This is a genomic window from Streptomyces sp. NPDC026092 (assembly GCF_040638605.1).
GTDB lineage: Bacteria > Actinomycetota > Actinomycetes > Streptomycetales > Streptomycetaceae > Streptomyces.
Genome location: NZ_JBEZYN010000011.1, coordinates 172421 through 188048, shown reverse-complemented (window position 1 = coordinate 188048; position 15628 = coordinate 172421). Strand labels below are relative to the sequence as shown.

The window sequence follows — 15628 nt, the reverse complement described above, 5'->3', positions numbered from 1 at the left end:
GCGTACGTACCAGGTGGCGTCCATCCTGCCGCAGGCCACGGCCCGGCGGAGCACCGAGCCCATATCCGGCCCGGATGTCTACGCTGGTGGTGTGGAGTCGGGCATCGAGCCGCGCCAGGAAAGCCGCCGTCGGCAGGAAGCCGGCGGCCCTACGAGCCGAGGAAACCTGTGAGTGACACCCCATTCGGATTCGGCCTTCCGCCGGAGGAGCCGGAGAACGGCGACGAGGGCAAGAAGAAGGACCCCGCCGGAGGTGGCCAGGGGTCCGGTGACCAGGGCGGCGGCAACCCGTTCGGTGCCAATCCGTTCGGCTTCGGCGGACTGCCGGGCATGGGCGGTCCCGGCGGCGCGGACAATCCCTTCGCCGCGATGTTCGGCTCGCTGAACCCCAACGACCTGGGCGCCGCCTTCCAGCAGCTCGGCCAGATGCTCTCGTACGAGGGCGGTCCGGTGAACTGGGACATGGCCAAGCAGATCGCCCGCCAGGTCGTCGCGCAGGGCACCTCCGACGGCGTCAAGGACGCCAGCGTGGGTCCGGCCGAGAAGTCCGCGGTCGAGGAGGCCGTGCGGCTGGCCGACCTGTGGCTGGACGGCGTGACCTCGCTGCCGTCGGGCGCGAGCACGGCCGTGGCGTGGAGCCGCGCGGAGTGGGTCGAGGCGACGCTGCCGGCCTGGCAGCAGCTGGTGGACCCGGTCGCCGAGCGGGTCGGCACGGCCATGGGCGATGTGCTGCCCGAGGAGATGCAGGCCATGGCGGGCCCGCTGATCGGCATGATGCGGTCCATGGGCGGCGCCATGTTCGGCCAGCAGATCGGCCAGGCCGTCGGCGCGCTCGCGGGCGAGGTCGTCGGCTCGACGGACGTCGGTCTGCCGCTCGGCCCGGCCGGCAAGGCGGCGCTGCTGCCGCTGAACATCGAGACCTTCGGCAAGGACCTCGGCGTCCCCAAGGACGAGGTGCGGCTCTACCTGGCCCTGCGGGAGGCCGCCCACCAGCGGCTCTTCGCCCACGTCCCGTGGCTGCGCTCGCACCTGTTCGGCGCGGTCGAGGGGTACGCGCGCGGGATCAAGGTCGACACCTCGAAGCTGGAGGAGGCCGTCGGTCAGCTCGACCCGACGCACCCGGAGCAGCTGCAGGAGGCGCTCCAGCAGGGCATGTTCCAGCCCGAGGACACCCCCGAGCAGAAGGCCGCGCTCGCCCGTCTGGAGACGGCGCTCGCGCTGGTCGAGGGCTGGGTGGACGCGGTGGTCCACGAGGCCGCGAAGTCCCGGCTGACCTCGGCGGACGCGCTGCGTGAGACGCTGCGCCGACGCCGCGCGAGCGGCGGTCCCGCCGAGCAGACCTTCGCCACGCTGATCGGGCTCGAACTGCGTCCGCGCCGGCTGCGCGACGCCTCGCGGCTGTGGGCCTCGCTCACGGACGCGCGCGGTGTCGACGGCCGCGACCACCTGTGGGAGCACCCGGACATGCTGCCGACGGCGTCCGACCTGGACGACCCGGACGGCTTCGTCCACCGCGAGCAGCTGGACTTCTCGGAGCTCGACAAGATGCTGGGCGAGGCGGCCGGTGGCACGAAGCCGGACAGCGACGACGAGGGCGACGGCGAGAAGTGAGCCTGCACGACGACGCGGTCCTCGTACTGAAGGAGTACGAGGACCAGGACGAGCTGCGCGGGCTCTATCTGGACCACCTGGCGGCGCACGCGGACGGCATGTGGAAGGCGTGCGAGGCCGGGCATCTGACGGCCAGCGCGCTGGTGGTGGACCCTGAGCGCGGGCGGGTGCTCCTGACGCTGCACAAGAAGCTCGGCAAGTGGCTGCAGATGGGCGGGCACTGCGAGCCGGGGGACGCCACGCTCGCGGATGCGGCGCTGCGGGAGGCGACGGAGGAGTCCGGGATCCCCGGTCTGACGCTGCTTCCGGGCGGCCCGGTGCGGCTCGACCGGCATCCGATTCCCGCGCCGTGCCACTGGCACCTGGACGTGCAGTACGCGGCGCTCGCGCCGGCCGGCGCGGTGGAGGCGATCAGCGACGAGTCGCTCGACCTGCGCTGGTACAGGTACGACGAGGTGGCGGCGGTGGCCGACACCTCGGTGGTGCGGCTGATGGAGGCCACGCGCGCGCGGCTGTAGACCGGCGCGCGCGAGGACAGCGGTAAGGGGCGGTCGCCTGGGCGACCGCCCCTTACGTATGCCGTCTGGCGTCCGCTCAGTTCCAGGCGTTGTTCTGGTTCTGGGCGTGCGAGCCGTGCTGCCCGGCGCCGAACTGGGCGGCGAGGCCCTGTCCGATGGCGGCGTTCTGCGGCGGCATGACCTCGCTGGGCTGGACCAGGGCGAAGCCCTGCCCGAGGAAGTTGAGCTCCCAGCCCTCGCCGGTGTTGCCGCGCCGGCGGCGGACGCTGGAGTTCGTCGTCTGCGACTGCATCTGCACCCGCAGCCCGGTGGACCAGGCGACGATCGCGTCCGCGTCGACGTTGACGTACTTGTCCGGCGTGACGTGCATCATCAGCGGCTGACCGGAGGTCATCAGGGCGACCTTGCCGCGGCCGGAGATGTTGAGCTGGTACTTGCCGGTGCCGGAGACGCCGTACTGGCTGTCCACGGCGATGACCTCGGTGTGCAGGGTCGAGTCGAGCGCCAGGACGTAGGCGCTGTCGACGGTCAGGCCCTCCTGCTCGACCTCCACGACGTGGACGTACTGGGCGAGGTTGGCGAGGTAGACCGTGCCCTGGCCGGAGCAGCGCATGAGGTCGAGGCCCTCACCGGTGCGGGCCTGGGCGCGGCGCTGGCTGGGCGTCTTGTACTCGCCGTCGAAGTCGAGGAGGCCCTGGTAGGCGACCATGGCGCCCTTGCGGGCGAGGACGTCGTCCGAGCCCGTGAGGGCGACCCGCAGCAACTGCGGGTTCTGGATGACGTACCGTTCCTGGCTCTGCTGCTCGGCGTAGTTGAAAAGCGGGCTCTGCATGGTGTGTTCTCGCTCCCCCTCAGCCCCGGACCCGCAGGCGGTCGGTGCTGTCCTCGCTCGGCTGTACGACGACGATGCCCTGGCCGGAGAAGGCCATCTGGAACGCCTCGCCGCTGCCCCGCCCGATCAGGGACGAGGCCTTGAAGCTGCGCTTGCCCTTGACCTTGAGCGCCGGCGACCAGGCGACGAGCGCGTCGGGGTCGACGTACGTCTCGTCCTCGCCGCGGCCGCAGTCGACGACGATCGGCGTGCCGCGCGAGGTCAGGGCGACCCAGCCGGTGCCGGCGATCTCGACGTTGAACAGGCCCTGGCCGGCGAACTTGGCGAGCCCCTTGACCTTCTCGACGCCCCACTGGAGGTGGGCGTCGAAGGCGAGCAGGTTGGTGCCGTTGACCGAGATCGAGTCGTTCTGGAGGTTGATCACGACGACGTCCGCGCCGTAGTCGGCGAGGTAGAGCAGTCCGTCGCCGGAGCACTTCATGATGGGCGCGCCCTCGCCGGTGATCCACTGCTGGGCGACCTGGCGGGCGGCGGGCGGGTTGGGCTCGTAGGTGACGAAGCCCTCGTAGGAGACCATCGAGCCGGTACGTGCGTACAGGTCCTGGCCGGAGGCCATGGCGACCTTGAGCATCGCGCGGCCGTGGTTCTCCATCCGGGCCGCCATCGGGGTCGGGGCGAAGCCCGCGAGTTGCTGGTTCATTCTTCGGGCTCCCTCAGACCTCGTACGGCTGGACGACGATGAAGTTGCCGGGAGCGCCCCGGAACTGGAGGTTGACGGTCTCTCCGCTGTGTCCCGGGTACGCGTTGCGGCGGAGCCGGACCTGGCTGGAGAGGATCACCTGGGACGCGGACGACCAGGCGACGACCGCGTTGCAGTCGGCGAAGGTGGTCGGCGTGACGGGCAGCACGACCGGGACGCCGTGCGTCTTGACGACGACGGTGCCGGTGCCCTGGAACTGCATCGTGAACAGGGCGCCGCCGGGGATGCCGTGGCCCTCGATCCTCCGTACTTCGTACTGGAGGGACTCGTCGAAGGCGAGCACGTTCTCGGCGGAGACGCAGATGCCGTCGCCCTGGAGCTCGATCGGATGCAGGTGGGCGCCTTCCTCGGCGAGGAAGACCTGGCCGCGGCCGGAGCAGCGCATCAGCTGCATCTCCTGGCCGGTGGCGTTGCCGACGATGCGGCCGGTGAACCCGGCGCCCTTGTGGCTGAAGTCGACCTTGCCCTGGTACATGACCATGCTGCCCTGGCGGGCGAGGACGGGGTTGCCGCCCATCTGCAGGTCGACCCGCATGAGCTGCTGGTTCTGCGGGGTCCAACGGGAGCCGGTCGGCGTCTCCTTGTACGGCTGGAGCGCGGCGGCGAGCCCGGCACCGGTGGCGGGGACGCCCTGGGGGACGCCGGCCGGCTGACCGTACGGTGCCTGGCCCGGGGCCTGCCCGGGGAACTGCCCCGGTGCCTGCCCCGGGGCCTGCCCGAACGGGGGCTGCGGCGGCTGGCCGTACGGGGCCTGGCCGGGAACCTGGCCCGGGACCTGCCCGAACTGCGGGGCCTGGGGCTGCTGGCCGTACGGCGCCGGCGCCGGGGCGGGCGGGGCCATCGGGGCGGCCATGGTGGGCGCCGCGTGGATCGGCTGCACCGGGGCGTGCGGGGCGGGAGCCGGGGCGGCCGGCGGGGCGCCGAACTGCGGGGCGGGCTGCGGCACCTGGGGTGCGGCGGGCGCGCCGAACGCGGGCGGCGCGGCGGCCTGCGGCGGCGGGGCGAACCCGGGGGCGGCCTGCGGCGCCTGCGCGGCGGGCTGCTCCTCGGCGACCTCGCCGCCGAAGTTCTTCAGGAGCGCGTCCAGGCCGCCGTCGAAGCCCTGGCCGATGGCCGCGAACCGCCAGACGTCCTTGAGGTAGAAGTCGCCGAGCATGACGGCGCGCTCGGTGGAGAACTCCGTGCCCGTGAACGGGTAGCGGACGACCTCTTCGCCGCCGGCCACGATCCGGATGTAGCCGGGCCCGATCTGGGACATCTGGCCGGCGCCGTCGATGGTCGCGGTGAACGACAGCTTGTGGATGTTCGCCGGGATGCGGTCGAGCGTGACCCGGAAGGACTCGGTGTCGCCGGACTGCGCGCCGAGCAGCTGGATGGACTCCTCCGGCGACTTCGGCTGGTTGAAGAAGATGAAGTACCGGTCGTCGGAGAGCTGCTCGTTCGCGTCGAGACCGAAACAGCTGATGTCGAAGGTCAGTCCGGGTGCGTTGATCTGCACGCCCACGTACAGGTCCGTACCCGGTGTCAGGTCACTGATCTTGGCCTTGTGGCCGCGTTGGAATTCCCTGGCCATGCGTAACGACCGTCCCCCATCCCGAAATGTGTCTGCGTCGCGTCAGGCTATCGGCTGTCGACGACATTGAGCCAAGCCGGTACGAATTCGGTACAGGACCGGAGCCGTCCGCCCGCTACTCTCCGCGCGCGGCCGGGAGGTGGGGCAGGCGCTCCGCCGCGACGACTCCCTCGAGATAGCCGCGGGCGCGCTCGGTCCGCGGGTACGCCTCCAGGAGCCGCCAGAACCGGGGGCCGTGGCCGGGGACCAGGAGATGGGCCAGCTCGTGGACGAGGACGTAGTCGACGACGTACTCGGGCATGCCCTGGAGCCGGTGCGAGAGCCGGATGCTGCCCTCGGAGGGTGTGCAGGAGCCCCAGCGGGTGTTCTGGTTGGTCACCCAGCGCACGGACGTCGGCCGTGCCCGGCCGCCGAAATACTGGTCCGACAGGCGCTCCGCGCGCTCGGTGAGCTCGCTGTCGCCGAGGACCCGCTTGCTCTCCTGGGCGGCGAGTTTGTCCAGCATGACCGTCACCCAGCGTTGCTCCTCCGCCTCGGACATCCGGGCCGGGATCAGCACGATGGTCCGGTCGCCCTCGCGGTAGGCGGAGACGGTTCTGCTCCGCCGGGAGCTTCTGCGGACCTCGACCGCACTCGTCCCCGAACCGCGGGGCGGCTTGCTGGTCACGCTGCGCTGTGGGTCGCCGGGCACGGCCCCGACGTTACCCGCTGTCAGCGGGGGAAGTCCTGCCTCCGGGACGGTTCGGCGGGGATCCGGTCACACCGTGCACCATTTGAATGATTAATTCCCCGCCCCTGTGGACAACTTTCCGCGCCCGCTTCGACACCCGGGCAATCTGTCGATCGAGCGAATGAGTCGACGATCAAGATCACGGGGGCGGAAATGCATCCGATGCTGAAACCCGCACTGCGCAGGGCCTGGCGCGATCTGCGGAGCGTGCAGTTCGGGGCCACGTCCGCGCACGCGGTCGTGGTGGGGCCGATCGACACGACCACGGGCAGTCTGCTCGGGCTGCTCGACGGCACCCGGGGCGTCGAGCTGCTGCGGGCCGAGGCCAGGGCCCTCGGGCTGCGGGACGGCGTCCTCGAGGAGCTGCTCGGCCGGCTCGCGAGGGCGGGGCTCATCGCGGACGCCTCGGCGGGCCGCCCGGGCAAGGCAGGCGGGGCGGGTAGGACGGGCGGACCAGGCGGTGCGGGTAGGACGAGCGGGTCGGGCGGACCAGGCGGTGCGGGCGCCGTGGCCTCCCGGGACGACGCACTCGATCCGCTCCGCGCCGACCTCGCCTCGCTCTCCGTGGCCCACCCCGAGCCCGACGGGGCGCTGCGGCGGGTGGCCGCGCGGCGGGCGGCGCGGGTGCAGGTCCGGGGCGCGGGGCGGGTCGGCGCCGCGGTCGCCGCGCTGCTCTCGGCCTCGGGCGTGGGCCGGGTGGACGTCCTGGACTCCGGCTCGGTGCGGCCCTGGGAGGTGGCGCCGGGCGGGCTGCCGGCCGAGGCGGTGGGGGAACGGCGGGCCGCGGCGGCGCATCGGCTGGTGGCGCGGTCGGCGCCCGGCGGCCGACCGCCCCGGGCACCCCGGCGGGTGACGGGTGAGCTCGGCCGGGAGCCGGGGCTCTCACTCGTCGTGGTGACTCCTCGGGACGGCCTCGCCGCCTATCTCCCCGACCCGGTCCCCGCCGAGGGCTGGATCGCCACGGGCACCCCGCATCTGTACGCGGGGGTGGTGGAGGCCACCGGGGTGGTCGGGCCGCTGGTGCTGCCCGGCGGGACGGCGTGCGCGCGGTGCGCCCAGGAGGAGCGGACGGACCGCGAGCCCGCCTGGCCCCGCATGCTGGCGCAGTGGCGCTCGGGCCCGCCCGCTCAGGTCCCGGCCTGTGATCTGGGTCTCGCGGCGACGGTCGCCGGCCTGGCCGCGGCGCATGCGCTGGCCTTCCTGGACGGGGAGCTGCCGTCGAGCACAGGGGCCCGCTGGGAGGTGTCGCTACCGCTGCTGGAGTGGCGCGTGGAGCGGATGAGACCGCACCCGGCGTGTCCGTGCGGCGCCGGACGCCGCGGAGAGGGGGAGCATGCCTCGGGGGCCGAAATGCCGCAGGACACAATGGCGGGGTAACGGTCCTGTGTGGCCCGGCAGTCTGGGATTTGGAGGGGCGTATGTCTGATCTTCCCCGGAAGGCGGTCACCCGGACCGCCAGGTTGGCCGCGTTGCCCCTCGGCTTCGCCGGACGCGCCACCTGGGGCCTGGGCAAGCGGATCGGCGGCAAGTCCGCCGAGCTGGTCGCCCGCGAGCTGCAACAGCGCACGGCCGAGCAGCTGTTCAAGGTGCTCGGGGAGCTCAAGGGCGGGGCGATGAAGTTCGGGCAGGCGCTGTCCGTCTTCGAGTCGGCCCTCCCCGAGGAGGTCGCCGGGCCCTATCGGGCGGCGCTGACGAAGCTTCAGGACGCGGCTCCCCCGATGCCGACGCGCACGGTCCACGCCGTGCTCGAGGAGCGGCTCGGCGAGGAGTGGCGCGAGCTGTTCCTGGAGTTCGAGGACAAGCCGGCGGCGGCCGCCTCCATCGGCCAGGTGCACCGGGCGGTGTGGCACGACGGCCGCGAGGTCGCGGTCAAGGTGCAGTACCCGGGCGCGGGCGAGGCGCTGCTCTCGGACCTGACGCAGCTCAGCCGGTTCGCCCGGCTGCTCGGCCCGTTGATCCCCGGCATGGACATCAAGCCCCTGATCACGGAGATGCGCGACCGGGTCTCCGAGGAGCTGGACTACGCCCTGGAGGCGCACGCCCAGCAGAGCCACGCGGAGGTGTTCGCGGACGATCCCGATGTGGTGGTGCCGTGCGTGGTGCACCAGAGCGAGCAGGTCCTCGTGACGGAGTGGATCGACGGGATCCCGCTCTCGGAGGTGATCGCGGACGGTACGGAGGAGCAGCGCGACCGGGCCGGCCAGCTCCTGGCCCGCTTCCTCTTCTCCGGCCCGGCCCGCACCGGGCTCCTGCACGCCGATCCGCACCCGGGCAACTTCCGGCTGCTGCCGGTCGGCGGTGACGAGGAGAACGGCCCGGAGAGCTGGCGGCTCGGGGTCCTGGACTTCGGCACGGTGGACCGGCTGCCGGGCGGGCTGCCGGAGACGATCGGCACGTGTCTGCGGCTGACCCTGGAGGGCGACGCCGAGGCGGTGTACGAGCTGCTGCGGGAGGAGGGCTTCGTCAAGGAGTCGATCGACCTCGACCCGGACGCGGTCCTGGAGTACCTGCTGCCGATCATCGAGCCGGCCGAGGTCGCGGCGTTCGGGTTCACCCGGGGCTGGATGCGGACGCAGGCGGCCCGGATCGCCGACCCGCGCTCCCCCGCGCACCAGCTGGGCAGGCAGTTGAACCTGCCGCCCTCGTATCTGCTGATACACCGCGTGACGCTGAGCACGATCGGGGTGCTCTGTCAGCTGAACGCGACGGTGCGGCTGCGGGACGAACTGGAGGAGTGGCTGCCGGGCTTCGTCGAGGCGGAGCTCGAAGCGGAGGCCGAGGCCGCGGTCGAAGCCGCGGTCGAAGCGGAGTGAGGGACGGGCCGGCCCGTCACCACCAGGTGGAGTCGAGCCGGCCCTCGATGGAGCGGATGTTCTCCCGGGCGCACCGGTCACAGATGTACTGGCGGCTGCCGTTCTCCACCGAGCAGGTCCAGGTCACCGGGAGCGTCTCCGCGGTCGTGCCGCAGCGGGCGCAGACGATGGGCTCCTCGTGATGCCGGGCGTCGTTCATCTCTCCGACGATAGTCCGACCGGGACTACAGTGCGCCGCAACGCACCGCGGGGGCCGGTCCGTTCGGACCGGCCCCCGCGGGGTTCTCTCTGATCAGTGCATGACGGCCATGGCGAGCGCACGGCGGGCGCGCAGGGACACGCGCTCGGCGCGTCGCTGCATGCGCCGAGCGGCGACCAGGCGCACGGCCTGGCGTTCCGCATCGGCTTCCCGCCGGCGGTCGTGCATATGCGCACGAGCCAAGGCTTCTGGGATGAGTTGCATTTCGCGGGTCCTGTTCTGACGCGAGGCGTTCGCGCCGGTGATGGTGACGTCTGGGGTCGCGGAGCCGGAGGGCTCGCTGGTGGAAGAGGTCATCGGGGCCTGCTTCTGGGGATCGTGCGTGAGGGGTCGGTCGATGGTGCCGGTGACGTTCATGCCGCGACCGGGTTCTTGCGCGGGCGACCACGCGGCCGCTTGCGGGCGACGACCACGCCCTGGACGAACAGCTCGCCGCCCCAGACGCCCCACGGCTCACGCCGCTCCTGCGCACCGGCGAGGCAGGCCTCCATCAGCGGGCAGGTACGGCAGAGGGACTTGGCGTACTCGACGTCCGCCGGGGACTCGGCGAAGAAGACCTCCGGGTCGTACGAGCGGCAGGGGACGGGTACGCCGAGGTTCTCGATGGCGTCGTCGAGCGCGGTGAGCGCGGTGAGGGGGGTCAAGGTGGAGTCCTCCGTGAGGCCGGGCGGGGGGATCGTTTCGGAAGGCGGTACGGACGGGGCGTGCGCTTCGAGTTGCACGGGGTTCATTCCTCGTCTGGTCGTTCCGGCTGTTGGCCGGGGTTTCGGCTGGTACCGGTGGTGCTGGTTCCGAGGCCCCTTCGCTCCGTCGTCCCCGTTTGGGGACAAACAGAAGGGCCGCGGATCCCGGGTGGGGTTCCGCGGCCCTGAAGGCGCCGGCCTGATCAGGTCAGGCTGGATCACTCCAGGGTTCGAGCCCACGGAAGGCCCACATCGTGTGGTGCTGCTGCGTCTGCTTCGTCTGGTGTCCGGCACCGGTCGCCGCGAAGGCATAGGCCTTGGCCTTGCCTGCCGCTACTCCTGCTTCCAGTGCCTCGGTCGGTCGCTCGCTGCGCTCCATGACGGGAAGACCCGCCAGATCGGCGGCCGGCCGCAGGGAAGCGGCGGGGGCCGAAATGGCGCCGGACAGACCGGTGCCACGGAGAGCGTTGCCAAGGAACGCCGAGCCGGAGAAGCCGAGCGAGCAGGCGGAGACGACCGAGCGATCGGTCATTTTGTCGGTGCTGACGAAGCTGACGGTGGTGCTGTTGATGTTGCTGATCACTGGAATCGCCTCCTCTCGGCGTCTCGGAGGGCTCGGGGTGAGCCGGACCCTCATGTTTACTTGGACAAGTACAGCACGAAGACAGGGCTTCGAAGAAGCCGCTGTTTCCGTGGTTAAGAACCTATGGGGCTTGCCGGGGCAGGCGCAAACTATTTTTCCGACGAGTTTTCCTCAGCTCTCCTCGTCGACTCCTCCACCCGTCCCACCTGGCACTTCACCCGCGCAGAGCGCGAGAACGTCGGCTCCGTACCGGCCCAGCTTGCGCGCGCCGACTCCGGAGATTCCGACGAGTTCGCCGTCGGTGGTGGGCACCCGCTCGGCGATCGCCATCAAGGTCTTGTCGGTGAAGACGCAGTACGCCGGCTGGCCGAGCTCCCTGGCCTGCTCGGCGCGCCAGTCGCGGAGCCGCTCGTAGAGCCCCTCGTCCATGTCGGAGGGGCAGTCCTCGCAGCGCAGCAGCTTCATCTCACCGGCTTCGGTGAGCGTCGCGCCACAGACGCGGCAGCGCACCGGGCCCCGCTGCTTGCGCCGGACGGGGCCCGCGCCGCGCTCGACGGAGCCGCCACGGCCCGCGGGGCCGCCGCTCGCGCCGAGGCCGCCGGAGCCGGGCCGCAGGCCCTGGAGGAAGCGCGTGGGGCGCCGGGAGGCCCGGCCGCCCGGGGAGCGGGAGAGCGCCCAGGAGAGCGAGAGGTGGAGCCGGGCGCGGGTGACGCCGACGTACAGCAGCCGGCGCTCCTCCTCGACCTGCTCGTCGGTCTTGGCGTACGTGATCGGCATCATGCCCTCGGTGAGGCCGACCAGGAAGACGGCGTCCCACTCCAGGCCCTTCGCCGCGTGCAGGGAGGCGAGGGTGACGCCCTGGACGGTCGGGGCGTGCTGGGCGGCGGCCCGCTCGTCCAGCTCGGCGACCAGGTCGGAGAGGGTGGCGCCGGACTTGGCGCGGGCGAAGTCCTCGGCGAGCCGGACCAGGGCGGCCAGGGACTCCCAGCGGTCGCGGACGGCACCGGAGCCGGCGGGCGGCTCGCTGGTCCACCCCTTGGTGGAGAGCACCGCGCGGACCTGGGCGGGCAGGTCCTCGGCGTCGTCGAGCAGGGAGTCGTTCCCCCCGGCGCGGGCGGCGCCCCGCAGGGCGATGCCGGCCTCCCGTACCTCCTGGCGCTCGAAGAAGCGCTCGGCGCCCCGCAGCTGGTACGGCACGCCCGCGTCGGCGAGGGCCTGTTCGTAGACCTCGGACTGGGCGTTGATCCGGTAGAGCACGGCGATCTCGCCGGCCGGGACACCGGCCGCGATCAGGTCGCGGATGCGGCGGGCGGTGCCCTCGGCCTCGGCGGGCTCGTCGGCGTACTCGCTGTAGGCGGGCTCGGGTCCGGGGTCGCGCTGGGAGATCAGCTCCAGGCGGTGCTCGGCGGCCCGGCCGCGGGCCTGGCTCAGGAGCCCGTTGGCGAGGTGCACGACCTGGGGCGTGGAGCGGTAGTCCCGGACCAGCTTGACCACCGTGGCCTCGGGGTGGCGGGTGCGGAAGTTCAGCAGGTGGTCGGGGGTGGCGCCGGTGAAGGAGTAGATCGTCTGGCTGGCGTCGCCGACGACGCACAGGGTGTCGCGGTCGCCGAGCCACAGGTCGAGCAGGCGCTGCTGGAGCGGGGAGACGTCCTGGTACTCGTCGACGACGAAGTGGTGGTACTGGCGGCGGATCTGGTCGGCGATGTCGTGCCGGTCCTGGAGGATGGCGACCGTGAGCAGCAGCACGTCCTCGAAGTCGATCACCGAGCGGTCACGCTTGAGCTGCTCGTACATCCCGTAGATCTGGCCGATCTCGGCCGGGTCGCGCGGCGCCTCGCGGACGGACTTGGCGACGACGGCCGGATAGTCGGCGGGGACGGTCTGGGTGACCTTGGCCCACTCGATCTCGCTGGTCACGTCCCGCAGCTCGTTCCGGTCGAGCCGGACGCGGCAGCGCGCGGCGGCCTCGGCGACGAGCTGGACCTTGCGCTCCAGGAGCCGCGGAAGATCGCCACCGACGGCTTTCGGCCAGAAGTACTGGAGCTGGCGGAGGGCCGCGGAGTGGAACGTACGGGCCTGGACGCCGCCCGCGCCGAGCTGCCTCAGCCGCCCGCGCATCTCTCCGGCGGCCCGGTTGGTGAACGTGACGGCCAGCACACTGCTGGGCTGGAGTATCCCCGCCCGCACCCCGTAGGCGATGCGGTGCGTGATCGCCCGGGTCTTGCCCGTGCCGGCTCCCGCCAGCACGCACACCGGACCGTGCAGGGCGAGGGCGACCTCGCGCTGCTCCGGGTCGAGCCCGTCGAGCACCGCGTCGGCCGACTCGGGGACCTGCGGGAAGAGAGTGGAGTGCGTTGCTGCTGTCACTCCGCCATGCTGCCAGGTCGCCAGGGGTGGATGCGGCGGGTTGTCCACAGGCCCGGGGCGCCGGTCGTACGAATTCGGGAATGCGGGCCGGAGCACGTACGTTCTTTTCCTCGGCACCCACCCCGCGAACAGAGGAGCGCCAGACCATGCAGGGCACTGTGACGATGTACAGCACGACGTGGTGCGGCTACTGCCGTCGGCTGAAGAGCCAGATGGACCGCGAGGGCATCGCGTACACCGAGATCAACATCGAGCAGGACCCCGAGTCGGCCGCGTTCGTGGAGAAGGCCAACGGGGGCAACCAGACCGTTCCGACCGTCCTCTTCGCCGACGGCTCGACGCTGACGAACCCGTCGCTCGCGCAGGTCAAGCAGAAGGTCGGCGTCTGATCGCCTGAGCCTCTGGGCTCCTCGCCCGCCTGGCTGAAAACAGCCCCCGTCCGGAGTCCCGGACGGGGGCTGTTTCGTGGGGAGGGGCGTCAGACGACGTCGCCCGGCTTCGGGAGCGGCTTGCCGTACCAGAGCTCGATCAGCCGGGAGGCGATCGAGATGCCGTACGGGGGGAGCACCTCGCCCGACTCGAAGGCGGCGGCGAGGTCCTCGCGGGAGAACCAGCGGGCCTCGTGGATCTCCTCGCCGTCCACGTCTATCTCCGAGGAGGTGGCGTGCGCGAAGAAGCCCAGCATCAGGCTGGACGGGAACGGCCAGGGCTGGCTGGCGATGTACTCGACCTCGCCGATGGTGACCCCGGCCTCCTCGAAGACCTCGCGCGCCACCGACTGCTCGATCGACTCGCCCGGCTCGACGAAGCCCGCGAGGGTCGAGAACCGTCCCTCCGGCCAGTGCACCTGGCGGCCCAGGAGGGCGCGGTCCTGGTCGTCGGTGACCAGCATGATCACGGCGGGGTCGGTCCGCGGGTAGTGCTCGGCGCCGCAGGCCTGGCAGCGGCGGATGTGCCCGGCGGCCGCGATGACCGTGCGCTCGCCGCAGCGGGAGCAGAAGCGGTGCAGGCGCTGCCAGTTCTCCAGGGCGACGGCGTGCACCATGAGGCCCGCGTCGCGCGGCGAGAGCAGCAGGCCGGCCTCGCGCAGCCCAGCGGGGCGGGCGGACTGGTCCATGCGGCCGGGCAGGGAGTCCTTCTGGAGGGCGAAGTACGAGACGCCGTCGTCGTCCGTGCCCAGGAAGTAGCGGTGCGTCTCGGTGACCGGGGCCTCGAAGGCCGGGGTCATGACGAGTTCGGTCCGCCCGTCGGGGGTGTCGTCGATCAGCACCTGACCGCCCGACACCACGAAGACCCGGGTCGTGGGGTGGCTCCAGGCGGCCGCGAGCCAGGCCTCGTCGAGGCGGTGGTGGGCGGCGCGGTCGATGCCGCTCGGGGCGGTGAGCGAGATCGGCCGGTCCGCGAACTGGCTGTTCAAGGTGGACACAGGTACTTCCAACTCCCCCGGATCGTTGTGTGGGTTCATCGCGCGGCTGAGCTGCGCAGGGCGGCGGGCAGGTCGCCCCACAGATGGGCGGCGGTCTCGACGCCCTTGAGGAGGAGATCGAGCTCGATCTTCTCGTTGGGGGCGTGCCAGCCGTCGGACGGCACCGAGATACCGAGGAACAGCACCGGTGCGCCCAGGACGTCCTGGAGGTCGGCGGCGGGGCCCGAGCCGCCCTCGCGGGTGTAGCGGACCTTGGCACCGTCGAAGGCCCGGCTCATCGCGCCCGCGACCGCCTTGAGGGCCGGGTGGTCGAGCGGGGTGAGGCAGGGCCGGGTCGGGGCGCCGAAGACGATCTCGTACCGGATGCCGGCGGGGACACGGGCGGCGAGCCAGTCGCGGACCGCCAGTTCGATCTTCTCCGGGTCCTGGCCCGCGACCAGCCGGAAGGAGAGCTTCAGCTGGGCGGAGGCGGGGACGATCGTCTTGCCGCCGGGGCCCTGGTAGCCGCCGCCGATGCCGTTGACCTCGGCGGTCGGGCGGGCCCAGACACGCTCCAGGGTGGAGAACCCGGCCTCGCCGAGGGTGCCGTGGGACTTGGCGGTGTCCAGCCAGGCCGCCTCGTCGAAGGGCAGCTCGGCGACGAGAGCCCGCTCGGCCTCGGAGAGCTCGGTGACGCCCTCGTAGAAGCCGGGGATGGCGACCCGCTCGTGCTCGTCGTGCAAGGCGGCGACCAGGCGGCCCGCGACGGTGGCCGGGTTGGGCACGGCGCCACCGAAGGAACCGGAGTGGATGTCCTGGTCGGGGCCGTACAGCTCGATCTCGCAGTCCGCGACGCCGCGCATGCCGGTGCAGACCGTCGGGGTCGACTCGGACCACATGCCGGTGTCGGAGACGATCACCGCGTCGGCCGCGAGCCGGTCCGCGTGGGCCTCGACGAGGGCGCGGAAGTGCGGCGAACCAGACTCCTCCTCACCCTCCACGATCAGCTTCAGGTTGACGGCGGGCGCGGTGCGCCCGGTCGCGGCGAGGTGGGCGCGGACGCCGAGGGTGTGGAAGAAGACCTGCCCCTTGTCGTCGGCGGCACCGCGCGCGTACATCCGGCCCTCGGTGACGTGCGGCTCGAACGGGTCGGTGTGCCAGCCGTCCTCCCGGGCGGCGGGCTGGACGTCGTGGTGCCCGTAGACGAGCACGGTCGGGGCGTCCGGGTCGTCGGAGAGCCACTCGGCGAAGACGGCGGGCGCGCCGGCCGTCTCCCAGACCTCGACCGTCGTGAACCCCGTGTCCGTCAGCTTCTCCGCGAGCCACCCCGCGCTGCGCCGTACGTCCTCGGCGTGGGCGGGCTGCGCCGACACGGAGGGGATGCGCAACCAGGCGACGAGGTCGTCGAGGAAGGCGGCGCGGTGCTGCTCGATGTACGCGCGCACCGCCTGGGTACCGACGGTCTGGACGACGCTGTCCGGGGTCTCGCTCATG

Annotated in this window: 16 protein-coding genes; 5 read left to right on the top strand and 11 right to left on the bottom strand. The window is 72.1% G+C overall.

The window, feature by feature from the left end; genetic code table 11:
- Positions 1 to 168: 168 nt before the first annotated feature.
- Both AB0F56_RS20075 and AB0F56_RS20070 read left to right on the top strand, forming a co-directional pair.
- Positions 169 to 1611, top strand: a complete 1443-nt coding sequence (locus AB0F56_RS20075) for a zinc-dependent metalloprotease (protein WP_362011305.1) — start codon at positions 169 to 171, stop codon at positions 1609 to 1611.
- Positions 1608 to 2129 (top strand): NUDIX hydrolase, encoded by a 522-nt coding sequence (locus tag AB0F56_RS20070; protein ID WP_362011302.1) that lies wholly within the window; start codon positions 1608 to 1610, stop codon positions 2127 to 2129. The genes AB0F56_RS20075 and AB0F56_RS20070 overlap by 4 nt, the downstream gene beginning before the upstream one ends.
- Positions 2130 to 2205: 76 nt before the next feature.
- Here the strand turns inward: AB0F56_RS20070 and AB0F56_RS20065 are convergent, their stop codons facing one another.
- The 4 genes from AB0F56_RS20065 to AB0F56_RS20050 all read right to left on the bottom strand — a co-directional run bounded on the left by AB0F56_RS20065 (position 2206) and on the right by AB0F56_RS20050 (position 5985).
- Positions 2206 to 2961 carry an AIM24 family protein gene (locus tag AB0F56_RS20065; protein WP_362011299.1) on the bottom strand — a complete coding sequence of 252 codons (756 nt, stop codon included), beginning with the start codon at positions 2959 to 2961 and terminating at the stop codon, positions 2206 to 2208.
- 19 nt (positions 2962 to 2980) lie between these two features.
- Positions 2981 to 3661, bottom strand: coding sequence for an AIM24 family protein (locus AB0F56_RS20060; RefSeq protein WP_362011298.1), 681 nt, complete (start codon positions 3659 to 3661; stop codon positions 2981 to 2983).
- A 13-nt stretch (positions 3662 to 3674) separates the two neighbouring features.
- Positions 3675 to 5294: a TerD family protein gene (locus AB0F56_RS20055; RefSeq protein WP_362011295.1), complete on the bottom strand. Its 1620-nt coding sequence runs from the start codon at positions 5292 to 5294 to the stop codon at positions 3675 to 3677.
- 115 nt (positions 5295 to 5409) lie between these two features.
- Positions 5410 to 5985, bottom strand: a complete 576-nt coding sequence (locus AB0F56_RS20050) for a M48 family metallopeptidase (protein ID WP_362011292.1) — start codon at positions 5983 to 5985, stop codon at positions 5410 to 5412.
- A 192-nt stretch (positions 5986 to 6177) separates the two neighbouring features.
- Between AB0F56_RS20050 and AB0F56_RS20045 the strand changes: the two genes are divergently transcribed.
- Positions 6178 to 7401 carry a TOMM precursor leader peptide-binding protein gene (locus AB0F56_RS20045; protein ID WP_362011289.1) on the top strand — a complete coding sequence of 408 codons (1224 nt, stop codon included), beginning with the start codon at positions 6178 to 6180 and terminating at the stop codon, positions 7399 to 7401.
- Positions 7402 to 7442: 41 nt separating this feature from the next.
- Entirely contained in the window at positions 7443 to 8837 is a 1395-nt protein-coding gene (locus AB0F56_RS20040; protein WP_362011287.1) for an AarF/ABC1/UbiB kinase family protein, read from the top strand.
- Positions 8838 to 8853: 16 nt separating this feature from the next.
- Here the strand turns inward: AB0F56_RS20040 and AB0F56_RS20035 are convergent, their stop codons facing one another.
- The 5 genes from AB0F56_RS20035 to AB0F56_RS20015 all read right to left on the bottom strand — a co-directional run bounded on the left by AB0F56_RS20035 (position 8854) and on the right by AB0F56_RS20015 (position 12729).
- Positions 8854 to 9036 (bottom strand): hypothetical protein, encoded by a 183-nt coding sequence (locus AB0F56_RS20035; protein WP_362011286.1) that lies wholly within the window; start codon positions 9034 to 9036, stop codon positions 8854 to 8856.
- 93 nt (positions 9037 to 9129) lie between these two features.
- Positions 9130 to 9453, bottom strand: coding sequence for a hypothetical protein (locus AB0F56_RS20030; RefSeq protein ID WP_362011284.1), 324 nt, complete (start codon positions 9451 to 9453; stop codon positions 9130 to 9132).
- Positions 9450 to 9818: a WhiB family transcriptional regulator gene (locus AB0F56_RS20025; RefSeq protein ID WP_260228985.1), complete on the bottom strand. Its 369-nt coding sequence runs from the start codon at positions 9816 to 9818 to the stop codon at positions 9450 to 9452. Before AB0F56_RS20025 ends, AB0F56_RS20030 begins: the two co-directional genes overlap by 4 nt.
- Before the next feature lie 169 nt (positions 9819 to 9987).
- Positions 9988 to 10362 (bottom strand): hypothetical protein, encoded by a 375-nt coding sequence (locus AB0F56_RS20020; protein ID WP_362011281.1) that lies wholly within the window; start codon positions 10360 to 10362, stop codon positions 9988 to 9990.
- Positions 10363 to 10533: 171 nt separating this feature from the next.
- Complete coding sequence (locus AB0F56_RS20015; RefSeq protein WP_362011278.1) at positions 10534 to 12729, bottom strand: ATP-dependent DNA helicase UvrD2; 2196 nt, start codon at positions 12727 to 12729, stop codon at positions 10534 to 10536.
- A gap of 146 nt (positions 12730 to 12875) precedes the next feature.
- Between AB0F56_RS20015 and AB0F56_RS20010 the strand changes: the two genes are divergently transcribed.
- Positions 12876 to 13118: a mycoredoxin gene (locus AB0F56_RS20010; RefSeq protein WP_149547526.1), complete on the top strand. Its 243-nt coding sequence runs from the start codon at positions 12876 to 12878 to the stop codon at positions 13116 to 13118.
- An 89-nt stretch (positions 13119 to 13207) separates the two neighbouring features.
- Here AB0F56_RS20010 and nudC read toward each other — a convergent pair whose 3' ends face one another.
- Together nudC and AB0F56_RS20000 are read right to left on the bottom strand one after the other, a co-directional pair.
- Positions 13208 to 14155, bottom strand: a complete 948-nt coding sequence (nudC, locus tag AB0F56_RS20005) for an NAD(+) diphosphatase (RefSeq protein ID WP_362011275.1) — start codon at positions 14153 to 14155, stop codon at positions 13208 to 13210.
- 35 nt (positions 14156 to 14190) lie between these two features.
- Positions 14191 to 15627, bottom strand: a complete 1437-nt coding sequence (locus AB0F56_RS20000; protein ID WP_362011272.1) for a dipeptidase — start codon at positions 15625 to 15627, stop codon at positions 14191 to 14193.
- Between the last annotated feature and the right edge of the window lies 1 nt (position 15628).